This window comes from Anabaena sp. CA = ATCC 33047 (assembly GCF_963870205.1).
Classification (GTDB): domain Bacteria; phylum Cyanobacteriota; class Cyanobacteriia; order Cyanobacteriales; family Nostocaceae; genus Trichormus.
This window is the reverse complement of record NZ_CAWMSA010000073.1, coordinates 55,365-76,019: the sequence shown is the minus strand read 5'-3', so window position 1 is coordinate 76,019 and position 20,655 is coordinate 55,365. Positions and strand designations below refer to the sequence as shown.

The window sequence follows — 20,655 nt, the reverse complement described above, 5'->3', positions numbered from 1 at the left end:
TAAACTGACTGCTCCTGAGAGACTACCTCAATTTTAATTAACAGCTACGCAGAAACTGGCGTAATGTTGCACCTCTGGCTGGCAACCAGGCTGATACACACTTTTGTATTTTGGGCATAAACCAATTTTAAAAATTTAGTGTTGTGATCTGCCTTACTTTTTAGAGTATCACATTCGCCACTGATTGAACTGTATTATTCAATGGACAATGGGCAGGGGGCATGAGGAATTGGACATTAGCCAATAGTTAAAAGCCATCACATCAAAATATATGCAGTGACTAATGACTAATGACTAATGACTAATGACTCATAACTAAGCCTTTGCCGTTTTTTTCTTGCTGGTTGTCGTGGACTTGGATTTAGTCGTGGTGGATTTAGTTGACTTGCGGGTTTTGCTAGTCGAGGCTTTAGCGGCTAGCAATTCCAAGGCTTGAGATAAGGTGACATCTTCCACAGATACACCTTCTGGTATCCCCACGTTAGTCTTGCCGTGCTTAATGTAAGGGCCATAGGGGCCGTCGTAGATATTCACTGGTGCATCATCATCGGGATGAGTACCCAATTCCCGTAAAGCCGCTTTCGACTTACTACTGCTAGCACCACGGGTTTTTTTCTGTTCTGATAACAATTCCAAAGCCCTGGCTAGGGAAATTGTCAAGACATCATCACCAGCTTTTAACGAACGGTAATCTTTACCGGCTTTTCCTTGGTCATGGACAACATAGGGGCCAAAACGTCCTAAACTAGCTTGGATTTTACAACCTGTTTCTGGATGTACTCCCAAAGTCCGGGGGAGTGACAACAAACCAATGGCTGTTTCTAGGGTAATGGTTTCGGGAGTCACACCCTTGGGCAAAGATGCTTGCTTAGGTTTGGGGTTTTCCTCTGTCTTGTCCCCTAACTGCACATAAGGGCCATAAGCTCCAATTTTCACGTAAATCGGTTCACCCGTTTCCGGATGACGACCTAGTTGATCTGGGCCGGCGGTTTTTTGTCTTAGCAAGACTTCTACCTGTTTAGGGTTGAGGTCGGCTGGTGTTAAATCTTTGGGAATGGAAGCGGTAACTACACCGTCACCATTTTCGACTTCAATGTAAGGCCCATATTTACCAATACGGATTTTAGCGGCTAAATTTTCTAGTTCTACAGTTCTGGCTGTATTCGGATCAATTTGGCTTTCTTGTTCTTTAACCAGGGTTTCCAAACCTTGCTCCCCTAAATAAAAATCCCGTAGGTAGGGTAGCCAGTTAGCTTCACCTTCGGCGATATCATCCAAAGTTTGTTCCATTTTCGAGGTGAAACTAGGGTCAACGATATCGGGGAAATGTTTTTCTAACAAGTCGGTGACGGCGAAGGCGGTAAAGGTAGGAATTAGGGCATTATTCACCAGTTGGGCGTAACCTTTATCGAGGATAGTGCCGATAATGCTAGCGTAGGTACTAGGACGACCGATACCTTCACTTTCTAGGGTTTTAACTAGGGTAGCTTCGGTGTATCTGGCTGGGGGTTGGGTTTCGTGACCGATAGCTTCTAAATCTTGACAATTGGGGTGATTACCAACTTTCAAGTTAGGTAGAATTACTTCCTGGTCTTCTAATGCGGCTTCTGGGTCATCAGAACCTTCCACGTAGGCGCGGAGATAGCCAGGAAAGTCGATCCGCTTCCCGGAAGCGCGGAAACCAGCATCTTCAACTTTTAACTGGACGGTGATTTGGGTTTGGCGGGAGTCAGCCATTTGACAGGCGACGGTACGCTTCCAAATCAAGTCATACAGGGCTAATTCCCGACCACTTAAGCCGGTTTCTTGGGGGGTGCGGAAACTGCTGCCGGCGGGACGAATGGCTTCGTGGGCTTCCTGCGCGCCTTTAGATTTGGTGGTGTATTGTCGGGGTTGGGGACTGAGGTATTCTTTGCCATAGCGTTGTTCGACACAGCTACGGGCAGCTGCGATCGCCTGTTCTGACAAATGCACCGAGTCTGTACGCATATAGGTAATATACCCTTGCTCATACAAGTTTTGAGCAATTCGCATAGTATCCCGTGCAGACAGACGCAGTTTGCGGTTTGATTCTTGCTGCAAGGTGGAAGTGGTAAACGGGGGCGCAGGTTTGCGGGTTACGGGGCGTTCTTCCACTTCGGCAACTGTCCAGGGTTTATCGGTCAGTCGTTCCTTGAGGGCGATCGCCTGCTCCTCAGACAACAGCACCACATTGCGCCCGGCGGCGATTTGCCCGGTGGATGGGTCAAAATCCGCCCCCGTTGCCACTTTCGTGCCTCCTAGGGTGACTAACTGGGCGGTAAATGGGCTTTTATTGTGCTGTAGGTAGGCTTTTAAATCCCAGTATGTGCCTTCTCGGAAAGCCCGACGCTGACGTTCTTTGTTGACTAACAACCGCACAGCCACAGACTGCACCCGTCCGGCAGATAATCCCCAAGCGATTTTTTTCCACAAGAGGGGGGAGAGGGTATAGCCTACTAAGCGGTCTAAAATCCGGCGAGTTTCCTGGGCGCGGACTAGCTGCTCATCGATATTCCGGCAATTTTTCAAAGCCTTGGCGATCGCGTCTTGGGTGATCTCATGGAACACCATCCGCTTAGTTGGCACTTTCGGCTTGAGCAACTGGTATAAATGCCAACTAATGCTTTCACCTTCCCGGTCTTCGTCAGTTGCCAGGATCAGTTCATTTGCTTCCTTTAAAGCATCTTTAAGCTGGGTGACAACTTTCTTTTTGTCTTTAGGTACAACATATACAGGTTCAAAGTCTGCGTCCACATTTACCCCAAGCTGCGCCCATGCTTCCCCTTTGACAGCAGCAGGAATTTCACTCGCCGACTGGGGTAGGTCACGCACATGACCCATCGACGCTTCTACCCGATAGTTTTTTGGCAGGTAGTTGCGAATGGTACGAGCTTTAGTTGGAGATTCGACAATGACGAGAGTTGACATGGAGATTTCAAAAAAAGAGTAGCTGCGAAGCTAAACAGTCAAATTGATGTAATTTTGGCGAAATGTCAAGATGAAAATCGTACTTACTGTAGTTTAAGCCTCATGAAACCTTGACTCATAAGGCGAAAATCCTGCCAATGTTGGGTGCAGTCCTTGATAGAGGTTAAGGTAGAACATCGCTGGATGTGAATTTTTCAGCTATTTCTAATCTTTAACTTATCAGAGGCAGAATTGGCGACTACTGTTTTCACGATACCCCACCAGTCAAATACAGGAATAAGTTTTGTCAGCATCTGGGGGTGTAGGGGGGCAGGGGAGGCAGGGCGAGAAGACTTTCCCCAAAATTCATTAATTTTTTAGGCGCAAGCCCAGCCGCAGGCTATGCGTGAATTTTAAATTGTGAATTGATTTGTCCCCAATCCTTGTTTCCTCAGTCTGTGCCAAAATTAAATCAAATTTGCCAGAAAAAGCGTAGTGGTGTTTTTACTTATCCCCAACCTTAGCATTAGCGTAGCCAGAATCCCCCAATTCTCATTCAGGGAGTGCTAACGAATACAGCAAAGTCCACCCCAAAACCATCGCCATCTCAATGGTCAAGAACATAGACAAAGGCCGCACCGCAACGGGTGTTAATTCAGGGTATTAACTGCACCCGCATCTGTGAACAATTACCAGCAAGTGAATTTAGATAGTTGGGTAGAATATACCCTTTTACAGATTGACAATCCCATTGATATCGAGGCAATTTACTTATTAAAAATAACTGCTTTGCCGCACGGGAGCGAGTCACCTTTTGCTGATTCCTCCTGCTACTAATTCAGCATGGGAGGCTATTTGCAGGGTGAATAGGAGTCTTGACACAGATGATTTAGCTGTGCCAAATTGATTTATCTATAGTCATAAAACCCCGTATTCTACCATACATGAAACCAAATATTTAAAATGAGACTTTACGAACCATGAAGTTGTGCTAAAATATAATAGGAGAAGTTAAGTTCGGCGATACGTATCTTGTTGTTAGTCATAATTGCAAGCGGCTCTCCGGATCAACATCTCTGCCCCAATGGATTCTGGAGAGTTTCATGTCAATCTACGTAGGGAACCTATCCTACAGCGTCACTCAAGACGACCTCACTAAAGTATTTTCCGAGTACGGAGAAGTTAAGCGTGTTCAGTTACCTACAGACAGGGAAACTGGACGCGCTCGTGGCTTTGGTTTCGTTGAAATGGAAACTTCAGCTGCTGAAGATGCTGCTATCCAAGCTTTGGACGGTGCTGAATGGATGGGTCGTGTAATGAAAGTTAATAAAGCTCGTCCACGGGAAGAGAAAGGCACTCGTGCAGGCGGTGGTGGTTGGGGAAAAAATAATGGTGGATACTCACGACAATATTAAGTCTTGAGAAAATTCAACCTTTAACAAAAATAACTTATCCCATAACTGGCGGTTCGGTCATTTACTGAACCGCTTTTTGGATTTGTCGGTAAAATACTTGATGATTTCTAAATACCAAATTCTTAACAGGTATTGTAAAACTTATTGAGAATTGTGACCGTCAACTCTATGAAGACGATACATATCTGATCAGAAGTTACGATGAAATCGAGAAATCAAAGATTGCCTTTGGTGAGTAAGAAAGGCTGGGTTTTTGGTCTGGCATTCACAAGTCTAGTATTATCTGGGTTTGATGTGGCTGGCAAAAATACAGCGATGGCATCTCCTACACCAGAAATTATACAATTAGCGCAACGCTCCCAGAATCGCTTACCGCGCAACATTGCCAATGCTATAGTTAGGGACGCATCACAGCGTTCAGGGGTAGCAATTAGCAATATTACCATTTCTCAAGCTACAGGCAAAACCTTTGCTAATTCTTGTATATTTAACTTTGGCGAGGTTTGCACTAGGGAATATCGACCGATTGAAGGCTGGGAAGTGATTGTACAGGTACGGAATCAATCATGGACATATCATGTCAATCAATCTGGTTCCCAAATCCTGTTAGATCCTCAAGTGAGTGTAGAGGGAAATACCCTACCCGAAGCGATCGCCAATAATGTTGTGAGGGATGCTAGTAGACGTTCTGGTGTCTCAAGACGAGAAGTAGAAATGATCTCAGCCAAACCCAGAACTTTTAGTAATTCCTGTGAGTTGAACTTTGAGGAAATTTGCCCACAAATATATAACCCCATTTTAGGCTGGGAAGTAGAGGTTAGGGTGCGGAATCGTGTCTGGGTTTATTACGTAGACCGCTTCGGTTCTAAAATCGTTCTAGATCCCAAAGTCAGTCAACAGGGAAATCATACACTACCTAGAACGATCGCTAGTAATATTCTCGTTGATGCAGCTAGGCGTTTTGATGTCACCATACCTGAAGTAGAAATCACTGGCGTTAGCCGCAACACCTTTGCTAATTCCTGTGTATTTGCATTTGGAGAAGTGTGTACTGAGGAATATCAACCCATTGAAGGCTGGGAAGTCACAGTCAGGGTGCGGAATCAATTTTGGACTTATCACGCTAGTGAAACTGCTTCTCGACTGGTTTTAGATCCCAAAGCGATGACAGAGGGAAAAAATACACTACCCAAAGCGATCGCTAATAATATTTTGGATGATGCCATCAAACGTTCTGGCTTATCTCAACGACAAGTAGAAATTACCAACATCACAGCCAAAACTTTCGGTAATCCTTGTGAGTTCAACTTTGGGGAAATTTGCACCAAGGAATACAACCCCATCTCAGGCTGGGAAGTCATTGTCAGAGTGCAGAATCAATTTTGGACTTATCATATCAATCAAATAGGTGATCGAATTGTCTTAGATCCCAGATTTGTAGGTTAAGTTTAGCAGTCCATTGCGTTTAGCTTTTAGTTTCAAACTTGTTTGATTAGTATATAATGAGGGATTGTGTCGAATTAAAGTCAATCCATGCCTAAACTGAAAACACGCAAAGCCGCCGCGAAACGGTTCCGCGCCACTGGTAGCGGTAAAATCGTCCGTCGCAAAGCTTTCAAAAACCACCTTTTAGAACACAAAACCACCAACAAAAAGCGTGGCTTGTCTAAAATGGCAGTCGTGAACGAACGCGACGAAGAAAATGTCCGCTTGATGCTGCCTTATTTGTAAAATAGTAGACTCTTTAGGAATAGAATATGACCCGTGTAAAACGCGGTAACGTTGCTCGTAAACGCCGCAATAAAATCCTTAAACTAGCTAAAGGTTTCCGTGGTTCTCACTCGACTCTGTTTAGAACCGCCAACCAACAGGTAATGAAAGCACTACGCAGTGCTTACCGCGATCGCAAAAAGAAAAAGCGCGATTTTCGCCGCCTGTGGATTACCCGCATCAACGCTGCTGCTAGACAACATGGTTTAAGCTACAGTCAGTTGATGGGCAGTCTGAAAAAAGCTAACATTCAACTCAACCGTAAAATGTTGGCACAGTTAGCAGTTCTCGATCCGGCTGGCTTCAGCAAAGTTGCTGAAATGGCAATACAAGCTAAAGGTTAAAGGTGAACAAGGATGAATAACAGATGTAACAGATGGCAAAAAATTAGTCGGTTACATCTGGTATTGTCCGTTACCATAATTTGCCTTTTCTGCGTGTTTTTCCCAACAGGCTTGACTGCATCTGCCGCAGAAATGCCAGAAATTCAACGACGGGGTTATATAATTGTTGCAGTTAAAGATAACTTGCCGCCTTTGGGATTTCAGGATGCAAGCGGCAAACTGCAAGGCTTAGAGATTGACTTGGCACAGCGTTTAGCGGCGGATTTGTTGGGGAAAGCCGATGCTGTAAAATTGCAACCAGTGAAGAATCGCGATCGCTTACCCTTAGTTTACAATCATCAAGTAGATATGGCGATCGCCAGAGTCACAGCCACCGAATCACGCTCACGCTTAGTGAGTTTTAGTGTTCCCTATTATTATGATGGTACTGTCATAGTCACCAACAACGACTCAATCAAACAGTTGAGTGATTTGAAACGTCAGAAAATAGCTATCTTAAACCATTCTAGTACAATTGCTGATATTCGTTATTACATCCCCGAAGCGAAATTAGTAGGGGTGAGTTCTTACGCAGAAGCGCAAGATAAGATAGAAAACCAAGCTGTAGTAGGGTTTGCCGCAGATGCTAGCGTATTGAGTGGTTGGGTGAGAGAAAATAACCAGTATCGGATATTACCGACAAAATTATCAACAGCACCCTTATCTGTAGTCATGCCCAAAGGATTACAGTACGATGAGATGAGGCGGAAAGTCAACGAAGCGATCGCCAGCTATATCGCCAAAGGCTGGTTAAAAGAACGGATCGAATATTGGGGGTTAGTCGCGTCGCTACGCTCCTAATTCAAAATTCAAAATTCAAAATTCATTATCCCCAGTCAACAGTCAACAATCAACAGTCAACAGTCAACAGTCAACAGTCAACAATCAACAGTCAACAAAAAACAGATAATAGATATAGAAGCAAGTTTAATATTTTGATTTGAAGGCAATGGATAACAGTCTAGCGGTTGTTTATCTCTCTGTGTTGGTGGGTTTACTAGCATTTACAGTTGTGACTGTTTTTCGCCAACTGTTCAAAACTCGCAAACGTGAGAGTGCTTTATCGCGCTTACGCAACAAATTGACTAAAGAGAAGGGTACAGTACAAGAATACTACGAACTAGCTTGTATTTATTCTGAGAAAAAAGTGTTTAGCCAGGCTTTACCGTTGTTTCAAAAAGCCCTGAAAGCTGCCGAAGAAGAAGGAGAAGAAAATACTGCTCCTATTTACAATGGTTTAGGTTACGCTTATTTTGCTCAAGAGCAATATGATTTAGCGATTCGTCAGTACAAAGAAGCTCTAAAATTGAAACCAGATTATGTAGTAGCACTCAATAATCTGGGTCATGCTTACGAGCGTAAAAAATTGAATGCTCAGGCGTTACAAATGTACGAAGAAGCCCTAAAATTTCAACCGAATAACGCCACAGCAAAACGTCGTGCTGAGTCTTTGCGGCGTTTGGTAGTTGCTTAACATCAAAGTTTGTAGTGTACCCCTCCGGGGAAGCAAGCTACGCGTAGCGTCCGCACCAGAGGACTTTAGTCCTCTCCAAGCGATACTACGCTAACAAGATAACGTAGAAATTGTTTGTAGTAAGGACTTTAGTCCTCTCCAAGCGATACTACGCTAACAAGATAACGTAGAAATTGTTTGTAGTGAGGACTTTAGTCCTCTCCAAGCGATACTACGCTAACAAGATAACGTAGAAATTGTTTGTAGTAAGGACTTTAGTCCTCTCCAAACTAACAAGATATAGCAGATTGAACCGAATAAAACACATTATTATCTGCGTTTATCTGCGTTTATCTGCGTTTAATTATTTTTCTGCTCACTCTCGTTCAACACCACTGTAAGGACTAAAGTCCTTACTACGAACAGAATACTTGAACGCTTCACTCTCGTTCAACACCACTGTAAGGACTAAAGTCCTTACTACGAACAGAATACTTGAACGCTGATACATCCCCGATTTTTTGAAAAAGTCGGGGATTTAATTGTGCTTTAATGCGGTTTTTTGTCTGATTTTTGGAAATAAATAACAATCAATTTCCAAACTGCTGAAACATGAATAAGCGAATTAGGCTATTTTGTTGTTTAGCCATTAGTATTATTGTCGGGTTTGTTCTCTCACTGAAATTAATGGGGACAGTTACCGCACAACAGCCAAAAATAACACATCCCCTTACAGCATTAACAGAGGCGGAAATTAAAACGGCTGTAGCGGTAATTAGAAAAGAAAAGCCTTTGAGTGATGTGGCTGGTTTTCCCCTAATTGCGTTAGCCGAACCAGATAAAAACGAGGTGTTAAAATTTACACCTGGGCAACCATATCAGCGTCAAGCTTTTTTGGTAGTGTATGAGCGATCGCAAAATAAAACCTATGAAGGTGTTGTTGACCTGAAAACGCAACAAATCACATCTTGGCAGGAAATCCCCAAAGTACAACCTGCAATCATGGCTTCAGAATACGAGATAGCAAGGCAGGTTGTCAAGTCTGATCCTCGATGGCAAGCAGCGATGAAAAAGCGGGGAATTACAGATTTTAACCAAGTGCAGATTAGTTGCTGGGCGGCAGGAATTTTAAGCCAAGAAGAAGCCGCAGCAGGTAGCCGCATTTGTCGGACTTTATTATTTTATAGAGGCGGCTGGAATTATTACGGCAGTCCCATAGAGGGTGTATTAGCCACAGTTAATTTAAATACAAACACAGTCAGCAGTTTTATGGATAACGGCATAGTTCCCATATCTAAAACGAATTGGAACTATGATTTACAGTCGTTAGGTAAACTGTTGTCACCACCAAAACTGTTAAAAATTCTGCAACCGAATGGTAAGACTTTCCAAATTAAAGGTAATGAGATAACTTGGCAAGGTTGGAAATTTCGCTATATGATGCACCCCCGTAGCGGGTTGGTGTTATATCAAGTCAGCTATCAAGACGGTGAAAAACAGCGTCCTGTATTATACCGTGCCAGTTTATCGGAGATGGTAGTACCTTATGGTGATCCTAACCCCACTTGGTCATTTAGAAACGCCTTTGATGTCGGGGAATATAATCTAGGGTTACTAGCCAACACAATGGAATTAGGGAAAGAAGTTCCTGAAAATGGCGTATTACTTGATGCTGTGTTTGCCAATGAAGAAGGCGAACCTTATACAATGCCGGGAGTAGTGGGTATTTACGAGCGCGATCGCGGTATACTCTGGAAGCACTACGAATATAACACCCAACGTAATGATGTCCGCCGTAACCGAGAATTAGTCATCACCATGACTGCGGCAATAGACAACTATGATTACACCACTAATTGGATATTTCATCAAGACGGGACAATAGAAGTAGAAAACGACTTAACGGGGATTGTTTTAGCACAAGGAACGACTGAGGAACAAGAGACATTTAACAATTCCTATGGACGGATGATAGCAAAAAACACCTTTGGCGTAAATCATCAACACTTTTTCAACTACCGCTTAGATTTTGATGTTGATGGACAAGCTAATTCTGTCATGGAAATGAACGTAAACAGCTTACCAATGGGTAAAAATAACCCTGTAGGAAATGCCATTATCGTAGAAGATACCCCCTTAAAAACAGAAAAAGCGGCAGTAAGGGATGCAGATATCAAACATAGTCGAGAATGGATGATAACGAGTGCAGACAAAAAAAATAATTTAGGTGCTGCACCTGCATATATGTTAATGCCTGGAAGTAATACAATATTGTTTCCAGTAGAAGGCGCAAAAATTCGCCAGAAAGCTGGTTTTGCAACTCATCATTTTTGGGTGACAAAATATCAACCTAATGAATTATATGCAGGTGGTAACTATCCCAATCAAACCGCACCGGGAGAAGGTTTACCAAAATATACTGCTGACAATGAATCATTGACTAATGAGGATATTGTGGTATGGTACACAATGGGTATTACTCATGTCCCTAAACCAGAAGACTGGCCAGTAATGCCAGTTCATAAACTAGGATTTAAACTAAGTCCGAGAGGATTTTTTAGTCGTAACCCTGCGCTGAATTTACCAGAATAGCTGAGAGATAAATATAGCTATATCTGGCATCATTCTCAATTAGTGAAAGGTGGGCATTGCCAACAATGTAAAACTAAGGTTGCGAGTAAATTGCCAGCAATGCCCACCCTACAAAAACTCGCATCCAGTTAAAATTAAATTAAATTCTGATTAAGATGACAATTTTAGCGATTTTCTTCTGAAAATTTGGGAAAAATAAATCAGCAGCATTTCCTGAAAGTATGAGAATCAAATCCTTAAACCAAACCCATCTACTTCTGATAATCTCCATCCTGCTGGCTATTTTCTCAGTGTCATCTGTCGTCAGAGATATCTTTACAGAAAGACAGAGACAACAAGCGAAACAGCGACTAGAAGATAACTTAAAACAAGGTGAATTACTCGTCAAACAAGATAAACAAAAAACAGCAGAATTTACCCAAGTAAACACCAAACTCAAAGAATGCAACGTAAAACTCAAACAACTAGGACTTGAGAAATTTCCAGAAGAATGTAATAACACATTAACCCAAGCCCAAACATTAATTAAAGACATCGAAACAAATAAACAAAAATACGAACAACTTCTGGAACAAATCAAACAAGATTATTGCCTAGCTTACCCAGACACAGAAAATCAAGATTGCAAAAAACCTTAACACCCAAAAAAACCTCCGCGCCCCTTTGCGTTTACCTCCGCGCCCCTTTGCGTTTAAAAATCTTATAAAAGTAATTAATACCTACAAAAACAGATAACAAAAAATTGCAGAACTTTAAGAATCATGTAAATTAAAAACCATCAACTGGTTTTAAAGACAAAATCAATCAAAATCAAAGAAGTAATCAAGCCCTTATAGACCAGTTATTTAAAATAACGCGGGAGAATATTAATGAAACTAGCTTACTGGATGTATGCAGGCCCAGCCCATATTGGTACACTGCGAATTGCTAGCTCATTCAAAAACGTTCATGCAATAATGCACGCACCCCTGGGCGATGATTACTTTAACGTCATGCGCTCCATGCTATCGCGAGAAAGGGACTTTACGCCAGTTACAGCTAGTGTAGTTGACCGCAACGTTTTAGCGCGTGGTTCTCAAGAAAAAGTAGTTGATAACATCACCCGCAAAGACGCAGAAGAACACCCAGACTTAATTGTATTAACACCCACCTGCACCTCTAGCATTTTGCAAGAAGACTTGCACAACTTTGTCGAAAGGGCGCAGTTAGAAGCGAAAGGTGACGTAATGCTGGCGGATGTTAACCATTATCGGGTTAACGAATTGCAAGCAGGCGATCGCACCCTACACCAAATTGTACAATTCTACATTGAGAAAGCCCGTAAAAAAGGCGAACTCCCCACCAACAAAACCGAAAAGCCCTCAGTTAACATCATCGGTATTTCTACCCTTGGTTTCCACAACAACCACGACTGTACTGAACTCAAAAGGTTGATGGCTGACTTAGGAATTGAAGTCAACGCCGTTATTCCTGAAGGTGCGTCAGTTCACGAATTGAAAAATTTACCCAAAGCTTGGTTTAACCTTGTACCGTACCGGGAACTAGGCTTAATGGCGGCTAATTATCTACAAGCAGAATTCGGTACACCTTACGTAGACATTGCCCCAATGGGTGTTGTAGAAACTGCCAGATGTATCCGCAAAATTCAGGAGATAATCAACGCCCAAGGTGCTAACGTTGATTACGAAGAGTATATCAACGAGCAAACCCTGTATGTATCTCAGGCTGCTTGGTTCTCCCGTTCCATTGACTGTCAAAACTTAACTGGTAAAAAAGCGGTGGTATTTGGCGATAATACCCACGCCGCCGCCATGACTAAGATTTTATCACGGGAAATGGGGATTCATGTAGTGTGGGCAGGAACATACTGTAAATATGATGCTGACTGGTTTCGGGAACAGGTAAGCGAATACTGCGACGAAGTGCTGATTAGTGATGATCATGGTACGATTGGGGATGCGATCGCTCGCGTAGAACCTGCGGCTATTTTCGGTACGCAAATGGAACGCCACATCGGCAAGCGGTTGAATATACCTTGTGGTGTCATAGCTGCACCTATCCATGTGCAGAATTTCCCTATTGGTTATAAACCATTTTTAGGTTATGAAGGTACAAATCAAATTACAGATTTAATCTACAATTCCTTTACTTTAGGAATGGAAGATCATTTGTTAGAAATCTTTGGCGGACATGATACCAAAGAAGTAATTACTAAGGGAATATCTGCCGAATCTGATTTAAATTGGACAAAAGATGGTTTAGCAGAATTAAATAAAATTCCTGGTTTTGTGCGTGGGAAAGTGAAGCGAAACACCGAAAAATTTGCACGCGATCGCGGTATTAAAGATATCAGTGCTGAGGTACTTTATGCAGCGAAGGAAGCTGTGGGTGCTTAGAGGATAAAACCTAACCCCAAGGGGGAATTGTAGAGACGTTTCATGAAACGTCTCTACATTAATTTTTTGTTTCGCGCATACCGCTAAAGCGGAACCGCAGGGAAGGCGCATACCGCAAGCGGATCTCGCAGAGTAGGCGCAAAGAAGAGCGTAAGAAGGGTTTGTAGTGAGGACTTTAGTCCTCTCCTAAAGACGCTACGCCCAAAAAATCAGGACTAAAGTCCTTACTACGAGCTTAAAATACTATGGCAGTTGGGTAAGTCCCGTATAACTTGAAATCTTTATCAATCTCAGTTTATATTTTTCTGTTTTTTAAAGGCTGAAGTCGATTTGATTGTCTATTCTAGGATCTAGGGTAGATCAAGCAGCAACCGCGCTTTTATCTATCTATTCAATAAAAAATTTGTATGTAAAACACACATACCTGTGTGGTATGTCTGCTGAAAATCTTTAGGTTCAGGGCGTTGTAATGCAAACAAATTGGAAAATCGGGTCTTTATTTGGTATTCCGCTATTTTTAGACCCTTTATGGTTTTTAATTTTGGGATTAGCGACTCTCAATTTTGGCGTAGCTTACCAAGAATTGGGAACTGTCACAGCTTGGAGTGCAGGGTTAATCATGGCACTGTTGCTGTTTGCCTCGGTATTATTGCATGAATTGGGTCATAGTTTAGCGGCGCGATCGCAAGGAATTAAAGTTAATTCGATTACCCTATTTTTGTTTGGTGGTATCGCAGCCATAGAAGAAGAATCAAAAACACCGGGTAAAGCGTTTCAAGTCGCCATTGCGGGGCCGTTGGTGAGTATTGGGTTGTTTTTGTTACTGCGATTAGGGAATAATGTAGTTCCTGATAGTAGCCCAATTAGTATGATGGTGGGAGACTTGGCGAGAATTAACTTAGTTGTTGCCTTGTTTAACTTGATACCAGGGCTACCTTTAGATGGAGGACAAGTTTTAAAAGCTGCACTCTGGCAAATTACCGGAAATCGCTTTCAAGCGGTACACTGGGCGGCAAAGGCAGGACAACTTTTAGGATATGGTGCGATCGCCTTGGGATTTGCGGTAGACTACTTTACTAGAGAGTTAGTCACTGGATTGTGGATAGCATTGTTAGGTTGGTTTGCAATTCGTAACGCCAACAGCTACGACCGTGTTACCACATTACAAGAAACCTTACTCAAAGTCACAGCCACCGATGTAATGACTCGTGATTTTCGCGTCATCGATGCAGACCAAACCTTACGTAGTTTTGCGGATGCTTACCTGTTAGAGACAACAGCCCCAGAAGTTTATTTTGCAGCTTCCGATGGACGTTATCGGGGAATGGTAGCCATTGAAGATTTACGCTTAGTCGAAAGAAGCGAATGGGAAACGCAAACACTCCACAGTATAGTGCATCCCCTGACAGAGATACCCACAGTAGCAGAATCAACATCCATAGCAGAAGTCATCAACCAGTTAGAAAATGACAACTTACCACGTATTACCGTACTCACACCTGCGGGTGCTGTGGCTGGGGTAATTGACAGAGGAGATATAGTTAAAGGATTAGCGCAGAAGTTAGGCTTGCGGATGACCGAGGACGAAATTAAGCGCATCAAAGAAGAAGGTAGTTATCCGCCTGGGTTGCAATTGGGCGTAATTGCTAAGTCTACTGTGAATTGATTTTGATGGGAATTTTTCAACGCCGATGCACGCAGATAAACGCAGATAATTAGCCAGTGTTATCAGTGTTTATCAGCGTGTATTTTAACATTTTGCACTAGGGTGGGCATTGCTTGCAAGTTGCTAAGACCCTGAGTTTTATGTTGCTGGCAGTGCATCGCCTTATGCTTATTGAGAATAGTGTAGAACACCCACCGTAGTAGTTTTAGAATAACTGCATCAAAATAGTAAATAAGACTTGTAAACAACCATAAATTTGATGTTAGACAAATGCTAGAAATCAGCAAAAATTACGTCATGGATGAAAATCAGCAACCTATTGCTGTACAAATTTCTATAGCTGACTTTGAAAAAATTGAAGAAATTCTAGAAAACTACGGTTTGAGCAAGCTAATGGAAGAGTCAGACAATGAGGAACGCCTTGATAAAGATGAAGCATGGAAGTATTACCAATCTTTAAAGAAAAAGAATGTGGCAAGTTGAATACACTAAAAAGTTTTTGAAGGAATTAGCAGATTTACCAGAAGATGTTCAAGCCAGAATTGAACCTATTGTCTTTCAAGAACTAGAGTCAGAGAATCCCTTTGATTTGGGCTATTTGCAAAAAATGAAGGGCTACGAAGATAAATATAAAATTCGTGTAGGCGATTACAGAATAGGTATTGCTGTTGACAAGGAAACACAAACCTTGATTTGTCAACGAGTCGCACATCGTAAAGATATTTATAGAATTTTCCCTTGATCAGCTGTGCTAAGTTGAATTTTTATCGTCTAGAATAGCTAGCAATAAAACCAAGTTCTGCTTATGCGAAAATAGATACCAAGGAAACTACGGTTTTTATTTATGGTGTGGAATCCAGGGCAGCAGTTATTTGGCGATCGCTACATAATTGAGAAAAAGCTAGGTGAAGGAGGAATTGGTATTACTTACCTGGCGAAAAATCGACAGGGTAAATTGCGGGTAATTAAAACCCTGCGTGAAGCAATACTTAATCATCCTGCTTGGATAGGGCATCAAAGTAAACTCAAGCAAGACTTTAAAGAAGAAGCATTACGCCTAGCCTTATGTCGCCATCCCCACATCGTAGAAGTCGAAAACGTTTTTGATGAGGGTGACTTACCATGTATGGCGATGGAGTACATTGCAGGAGAAGATTTAGGTAAGCAGATCACCGAAAAAGGAGCATTATCAGAAGCAGAAGCACTCGGATATATTAGGCAAATTGGCGATGCTTTGACACTGGTTCACGAAAAAGGCTTGCTGCATCGGGATTTAAAGCCAAGTAACATCATGATGCGTGCAGGTAAACCAGAAGCCGTACTGATTGATTTTGGTCTTGCTAGACAATTTATATCTGGTGCAGTTTTACAGCATACACAAAGTTTTACTCCCGGTTACGCGCCACCAGAACAGTATGCACCAGTAGAAGAACGGGGAGAATATATAGATGTTTACGCCTTAGCCGCCACCTTATATTCTTTGCTGACTGGAGAGTTACCAATGCCAGCACCAGCCAGACTACAAAATTTTACCCTGCAACCACCAAAAGATTTTAATCCCAGTGTGAGCAACAGGGTGAATGAGGCGATTATGAAGGGGATGGCACTAAATTACAAGTTTCGTCCCCAGTCGGTGCAAGAGTGGTTAGATTTGCTGGGTGTAAGCTTCATACCGCCAACAAAACCAGTTACACCTCCTGTTTACACACCTGTATCTTGGGAATGCGTCCAAATTGTTCCAGGTATTTCTGGAATCATAGCTTTTGATTCCAAAAAAGAAATATTAGCAAGTGCGGCTGGTAGGGTTATTCACTTGTTTTCATCAACTACAGGTAAACTTATCCGCACCCTGAGTGGTCATTCTAACTCGGTTTATTCCCTAGCTATCAGTAGTGATGGGCAAATTCTCGCCAGTGGTAGTGAAGACCCAATTATCAAACTCTGGTCAATAGCCACAGGAAAAAAAATTCGTATCCTGACTGGTCATTTTAGCTCGGTTCATTCCCTAGCCATCAGTAGTGATGGGCAAATTCTCGCTAGTGGTAGTGAGGACACAACTATCAAACTCTGGTCAATAGCTACAGGACAAGAAATTCGCACCCTGAGTGGTCATTCTGGCTCGGTTTATTCCCTAGTCATCAGTAGTGATGGGCAAATTCTCGCTAGTGGTAGTGACGACACAACTATCAAACTGTGGTCAATGGCTACAGGACAAGAAATTCGCACCCTGAGTGGTCATTCTGGCTCGGTTTATTCCCTAGTCATCAGTAGTGATGGGCAAATTCTCGCCAGTGGTAGTGACGACAGCACTATCAAACTGTGGTCAATAGCCACAGGACAAGAAATTCGCACCCTGAGTGGTCATTCTGGCTCGGTTTATTCCCTAGTCATCAGTAGTGATGGGCAAATTCTCGCCAGTGGTAGTGACGACAGCACTATCAAACTGTGGTCAATGGCAACAGGACAAGAAATTCGCACTCTGGCTGGTAATTCTGACTCGATTTCTTCCCTAGCCATCAGTAGTGATGACCAAATTCTCGCTAGTGGTAGTTGGGACGACACTATCAAACTGTGGTCAATGGCAACAGGAGAAGATATTTGCACTCTGGCTGGTAATTCTGACTCGATTGATTCCCTAGCCATCAGTAGCGATGGGCAAATTTTCGCTAGTTGTAGTTACAGTTACGACCCAATTATCAAACTGTGGTCAATAACCACAGGAAAAGAAATTTGCACCTTGACTGGTCATTCTAGCAGGGTTGATTGCCTAGCCATCAGTAGTAATGGGCAAATTCTCGCTAGTGGTAGTTGGGATAAAACTATCAAACTGTGGTCAATGGCAACAGGAGAAGAAATTTGGACCCTGGCTGGTCATTCTGGCTCGATTTATTCCCTAGCCATCAGTAGTGATGGGCAAATTCTCGCTAGTGGTAGCTGGGACGATACTATCAAACTGTGGTCAATGGCAACAGGGGAAGAAATTTGCACCCTGGTTGGTCATTCTGACTCGGTTAATTCCCTAGCTATCAGTAGTGATGGGCAAATCTTGGCTAGTGGTAGTGGCGACAAAAGTATCAAACTGTGGTCAATGGCAACAGGGGAAGAAATTTGCACCCTGACTGGTCATTCTGGCTCGGTTAATTCCCTAGCTATCAGTAGTGATGGTCAAATTCTCGCTAGTGGTAGTTGGGACGATACTATCAAACTGTGGTCAATGGCAACGGGAAAAGAAATTCGCACCCTGACTGGTCATTCTAGCAGGGTTAATTGCCTAGCTATCAGTAGTGATGAGCAAATTCTCGCTAGTGGTAGTTGGGACAACACTATCAAACTGTGGTCAATGGCAACAGGGGAAGAAATTCGCACCCTCAGTCATTTTGATTCAGTTCAATCCCTCGCCTTTAGCCCTGTTGGTGGTTGGCTTGCTGCTGGAGACTATAGCGGAAATATCAAAATTTGGCGACGCAGCTAATAGTGCAATCACAGCGTCAAAATAGTAAGTAGGACTGGCAAACAATTCTCAAACATAAAACTTTAAATAAAGTGTCATGAGTAGGAAGTAGCTTATGAACACGCGATTGCTTGATTCACTGGTACAGATAATCGAATCCCTTACCCCAGAAGAGCGTATCTTTTTACAAGAACAACTCAGTAACAAGCCAATTCAAATTACATCTGGTGTCTGCGGTGGACAGCCACGCATTCGCAATACGCGCATCCCTGTATGGACGCTGGTGGCTTTTCGCCAACAGGGAGCAGATGAGGAAGAGTTACTGCGAAACTATCCTACTCTCACAAGTGATGAACTCACAGCCGCATGGACTTATTATGAACAGCACCGGGAAGTATTAGACCGAGCAATTATCAAGTTCACTAAGGATGAGGATGATTAAGCTCTACTCTAATGAGAACTTTCCAATGGATATAGTCAGAGAACTGCGCCAGTTAGGTTACGATGTCCTGACTTCCTATGAAGCAGGACAAGCAAATCAAGGTATCCCTGATGAGGAAGTTCTTACCTTTGCGATGCAAAACGAGCGAGTTGTCATCACCCTCAATCGTGACGACTTTATCGCCCTACATCGTAGCGGTATTTCTCACAACGGCATCATTATCTGTAAAACTGATAGAGACTATATAGGGCAAACTCAAACTCTGCACGCCTACCTGCAAAATCTAAAGTCACAAGGTCATGCTTCTGCGGTGACACTGCAAAATCGCCTGATTCGTGTCAAAAAGCAGAACCAGCCTAAATCCAGCAAACAAGTTTTTATTATTCAAGAATACCCAAAATAAGCATCAAGGTTTTAATTTTATTTGGTTGACTTACTTAACACTGGCGAAACCGTTAAGCTGAGTAAAGTAATTCTTGTAAAATCCCCGTGTCCATTAACCGCCTGACTCAACAAATCCAATTCATCATCGAAATTGACCGCCTGAAGCTAATACTGCGCCAAACCTTACTAACAGACGGTTCGCGTCAAGAAAATAGCGCGGAACATTCTTGGCATTTGGCAATTATGGCATTTACTCTGTCAGAATATGCTCCAGATGGGGTTGATATCTTCCGCGCTATCAAGATGCTATTGATTCATGACTTGGTAGAAATTGATGCCGGGGATACCTTCTGTTACGATGTGCAGGGTAACGAAAGTAAAGCACATAAGGAAGCACAAGCCGCATTGCGTCTGTTTGGACTGTTACCACCAGAACAGGGGGAAGAATTTCATCAACTGTGGAATGAGTTTGAAGCGGGAGAAACACCCACAGCTAAATTCGCCGCCGCTTTAGACCGCATCCAACCTTTACTGCATAATCAACAAACGCAGGGAGGTACTTGGCGCATTCACGGAATTAGGCGAGATCAGGTGATGAAACGGGTAGCACCAGTAGAAACAGGTGCGCCGGAACTTTGGCCGTTTGTGTTGCAATTGATTGATGACTGTGTGGCGGCTGGTTATTTGCAGGAAACACCTGTTCTGAAGGCTGAAGATTAGGCGTGGTTTGGTAATGCACAGTTTTGTGGTGTTGATTTAAGGGATGAATTATGGTCACGCAGAGGCGCAGAGGGACTTTTATATTTGATTTTGATATTGCCCACTAGCTTACAGATTGAAAAACCCCTCTCCAAACCTCTCCCCTACAAGGAGAGAGGCTTTAAAAGCCGGATTATTTGTCGAAACCGAAGATATTTAAGCCCCTCTCCGCGTCGGAGAGGGGTTGGGGAGAGGTCATCAAACTTACTATTAACTTAAAATATCATCCCACTCTGATAGACATAGGGGTTGTATTTCCATCTCTATGTCAAAACAATCCCTCGCCGCAGCTGTCAAAGCTGTGATAATCTGGTCTACAGTCAAATTTGGCGGTAACTGCACAGGTTGAAAAGTCTCCCCACCAAATACTTGAGTAAATAATTCTGCATCTGGTTGCAATCGCATAGAACCATGTTGCAAAATTGCGCCACCTCGTCTTAATTGTGCGCTACCTATTAATTTAGCTCCATTTGGTAAGACTAAATCTGCACCTGTAGCTGTCCCGAAGCAGTTGGGGTTATGAATGTAGCCACGTCCGGCTGTACCATAATCTAATTTTACGCCGATCGCTCGCCATCCTTGCAGCAAAAATTCACAAATCTTTTGATAAGTTTGCAACCGATTTCCCATTAATCCAGAGGTAACAACAGTATAAGTTAAATCTCCTTGGTGTAACACTGCCCTACCACCTGTAGGACGACGCACTAAATCTAATGTGTGATTTTTCCAGGTGAGGTTTTCCCAATGTTGCGGATGTTGTCGTTGATGATAACCTAGAGAAATCGCAGGTGGCGACCAAGTGTAAAATCTTAGTGTTGAAGGTTGTTTTCCTGATAGGTGCTGTGTTAGCAACCATTGGTCAATTGCCATCTGCACACTACCAGACGCTGCTAATAAAGGAATTAGTCGCCAAACCTGCTTGTTAGCCATTGAGAATTGGGAATTACTTAAGAGAATATTTGAAAAGTATGATTGTTAACTTCAAAGTCTCTCAAACCTAACCCCCCCAGCCCCCA

At 42.9% G+C, this 20,655-nt stretch carries 18 protein-coding genes; 16 read left to right on the top strand and 2 right to left on the bottom strand.

The features are described from left to right. Nucleotides 1-315: 315 nt before the first annotated feature. On the bottom strand, nucleotides 316-2,949 hold the full coding sequence (gene topA, locus AACS98_RS21675; RefSeq protein WP_066383935.1) for a type I DNA topoisomerase: 2,634 nt from the start codon (nucleotides 2,947-2,949) through the stop codon (nucleotides 316-318). Nucleotides 2,950-4,031: 1,082 nt separating this feature from the next. Between topA and AACS98_RS21670 the strand changes: the two genes are divergently transcribed. The 16 genes from AACS98_RS21670 (at nucleotide 4,032) to AACS98_RS21595 (ending at nucleotide 19,600) form a co-directional block, all read left to right on the top strand. After that, nucleotides 4,032-4,343 (top strand): RNA recognition motif domain-containing protein, encoded by a 312-nt coding sequence (locus tag AACS98_RS21670; protein WP_066383934.1) that lies wholly within the window; start codon nucleotides 4,032-4,034, stop codon nucleotides 4,341-4,343. Nucleotides 4,344-4,544: 201 nt separating this feature from the next. Continuing rightward, nucleotides 4,545-5,789 (top strand): hypothetical protein, encoded by a 1,245-nt coding sequence (locus tag AACS98_RS21665; protein WP_066383933.1) that lies wholly within the window; start codon nucleotides 4,545-4,547, stop codon nucleotides 5,787-5,789. An 87-nt stretch (nucleotides 5,790-5,876) separates the two neighbouring features. Beyond that, nucleotides 5,877-6,074: a 50S ribosomal protein L35 gene (rpmI, locus tag AACS98_RS21660; protein WP_066383932.1), complete on the top strand. Its 198-nt coding sequence runs from the start codon at nucleotides 5,877-5,879 to the stop codon at nucleotides 6,072-6,074. Between the two features lie 26 nt (nucleotides 6,075-6,100). Next, entirely contained in the window at nucleotides 6,101-6,457 is a 357-nt protein-coding gene (gene rplT / locus AACS98_RS21655; RefSeq protein ID WP_066383930.1) for a 50S ribosomal protein L20, read from the top strand. 12 nt (nucleotides 6,458-6,469) lie between these two features. Further along, nucleotides 6,470-7,297 (top strand): transporter substrate-binding domain-containing protein, encoded by an 828-nt coding sequence (locus tag AACS98_RS21650; RefSeq protein ID WP_066383924.1) that lies wholly within the window; start codon nucleotides 6,470-6,472, stop codon nucleotides 7,295-7,297. Between the two features lie 148 nt (nucleotides 7,298-7,445). Further along, nucleotides 7,446-7,970: a tetratricopeptide repeat protein gene (locus AACS98_RS21645; RefSeq protein WP_066383922.1), complete on the top strand. Its 525-nt coding sequence runs from the start codon at nucleotides 7,446-7,448 to the stop codon at nucleotides 7,968-7,970. A gap of 591 nt (nucleotides 7,971-8,561) precedes the next feature. After that, nucleotides 8,562-10,541, top strand: a complete 1,980-nt coding sequence (locus tag AACS98_RS21640; protein WP_066383920.1) for a primary-amine oxidase — start codon at nucleotides 8,562-8,564, stop codon at nucleotides 10,539-10,541. A gap of 290 nt (nucleotides 10,542-10,831) precedes the next feature. Beyond that, nucleotides 10,832-11,179 (top strand): hypothetical protein, encoded by a 348-nt coding sequence (locus AACS98_RS21635; protein WP_066383918.1) that lies wholly within the window; start codon nucleotides 10,832-10,834, stop codon nucleotides 11,177-11,179. Between the two features lie 231 nt (nucleotides 11,180-11,410). Next, complete coding sequence (gene bchB, locus AACS98_RS21630; RefSeq protein WP_066383917.1) at nucleotides 11,411-12,937, top strand: ferredoxin:protochlorophyllide reductase (ATP-dependent) subunit B; 1,527 nt, start codon at nucleotides 11,411-11,413, stop codon at nucleotides 12,935-12,937. 469 nt (nucleotides 12,938-13,406) lie between these two features. After that, on the top strand, nucleotides 13,407-14,603 hold the full coding sequence (locus AACS98_RS21625; RefSeq protein WP_066383914.1) for a site-2 protease family protein: 1,197 nt from the start codon (nucleotides 13,407-13,409) through the stop codon (nucleotides 14,601-14,603). 270 nt (nucleotides 14,604-14,873) lie between these two features. Next, nucleotides 14,874-15,086 (top strand): hypothetical protein, encoded by a 213-nt coding sequence (locus AACS98_RS21620; protein ID WP_066383910.1) that lies wholly within the window; start codon nucleotides 14,874-14,876, stop codon nucleotides 15,084-15,086. Next, nucleotides 15,073-15,345 (top strand): type II toxin-antitoxin system RelE family toxin, encoded by a 273-nt coding sequence (locus AACS98_RS21615; RefSeq protein WP_066383907.1) that lies wholly within the window; start codon nucleotides 15,073-15,075, stop codon nucleotides 15,343-15,345. The genes AACS98_RS21620 and AACS98_RS21615 overlap by 14 nt, the downstream gene beginning before the upstream one ends. 102 nt (nucleotides 15,346-15,447) lie before the next feature. Then, the gene (locus tag AACS98_RS21610) at nucleotides 15,448-18,075 is read left to right on the top strand and encodes a protein kinase domain-containing protein (RefSeq protein WP_066383905.1); all 2,628 of its coding nucleotides are present in this window, start codon (nucleotides 15,448-15,450) and stop codon (nucleotides 18,073-18,075) included. Between the two features lie 94 nt (nucleotides 18,076-18,169). Continuing rightward, nucleotides 18,170-18,496, top strand: coding sequence for a DUF433 domain-containing protein (locus AACS98_RS21605; RefSeq protein ID WP_066383903.1), 327 nt, complete (start codon nucleotides 18,170-18,172; stop codon nucleotides 18,494-18,496). Further along, complete coding sequence (locus tag AACS98_RS21600) at nucleotides 18,483-18,899, top strand: DUF5615 family PIN-like protein (protein ID WP_339373732.1); 417 nt, start codon at nucleotides 18,483-18,485, stop codon at nucleotides 18,897-18,899. The genes AACS98_RS21605 and AACS98_RS21600 overlap by 14 nt, the downstream gene beginning before the upstream one ends. Before the next feature lie 86 nt (nucleotides 18,900-18,985). Next, a complete protein-coding gene (locus tag AACS98_RS21595; RefSeq protein WP_066383899.1) occupies nucleotides 18,986-19,600 on the top strand; it encodes an HD domain-containing protein in 615 nt (204 codons plus the stop codon). Between the two features lie 249 nt (nucleotides 19,601-19,849). Here AACS98_RS21595 and AACS98_RS21590 read toward each other — a convergent pair whose 3' ends face one another. Continuing rightward, complete coding sequence (locus tag AACS98_RS21590; RefSeq protein WP_066383897.1) at nucleotides 19,850-20,569, bottom strand: lipoate--protein ligase family protein; 720 nt, start codon at nucleotides 20,567-20,569, stop codon at nucleotides 19,850-19,852. Between the last annotated feature and the right edge of the window lie 86 nt (nucleotides 20,570-20,655).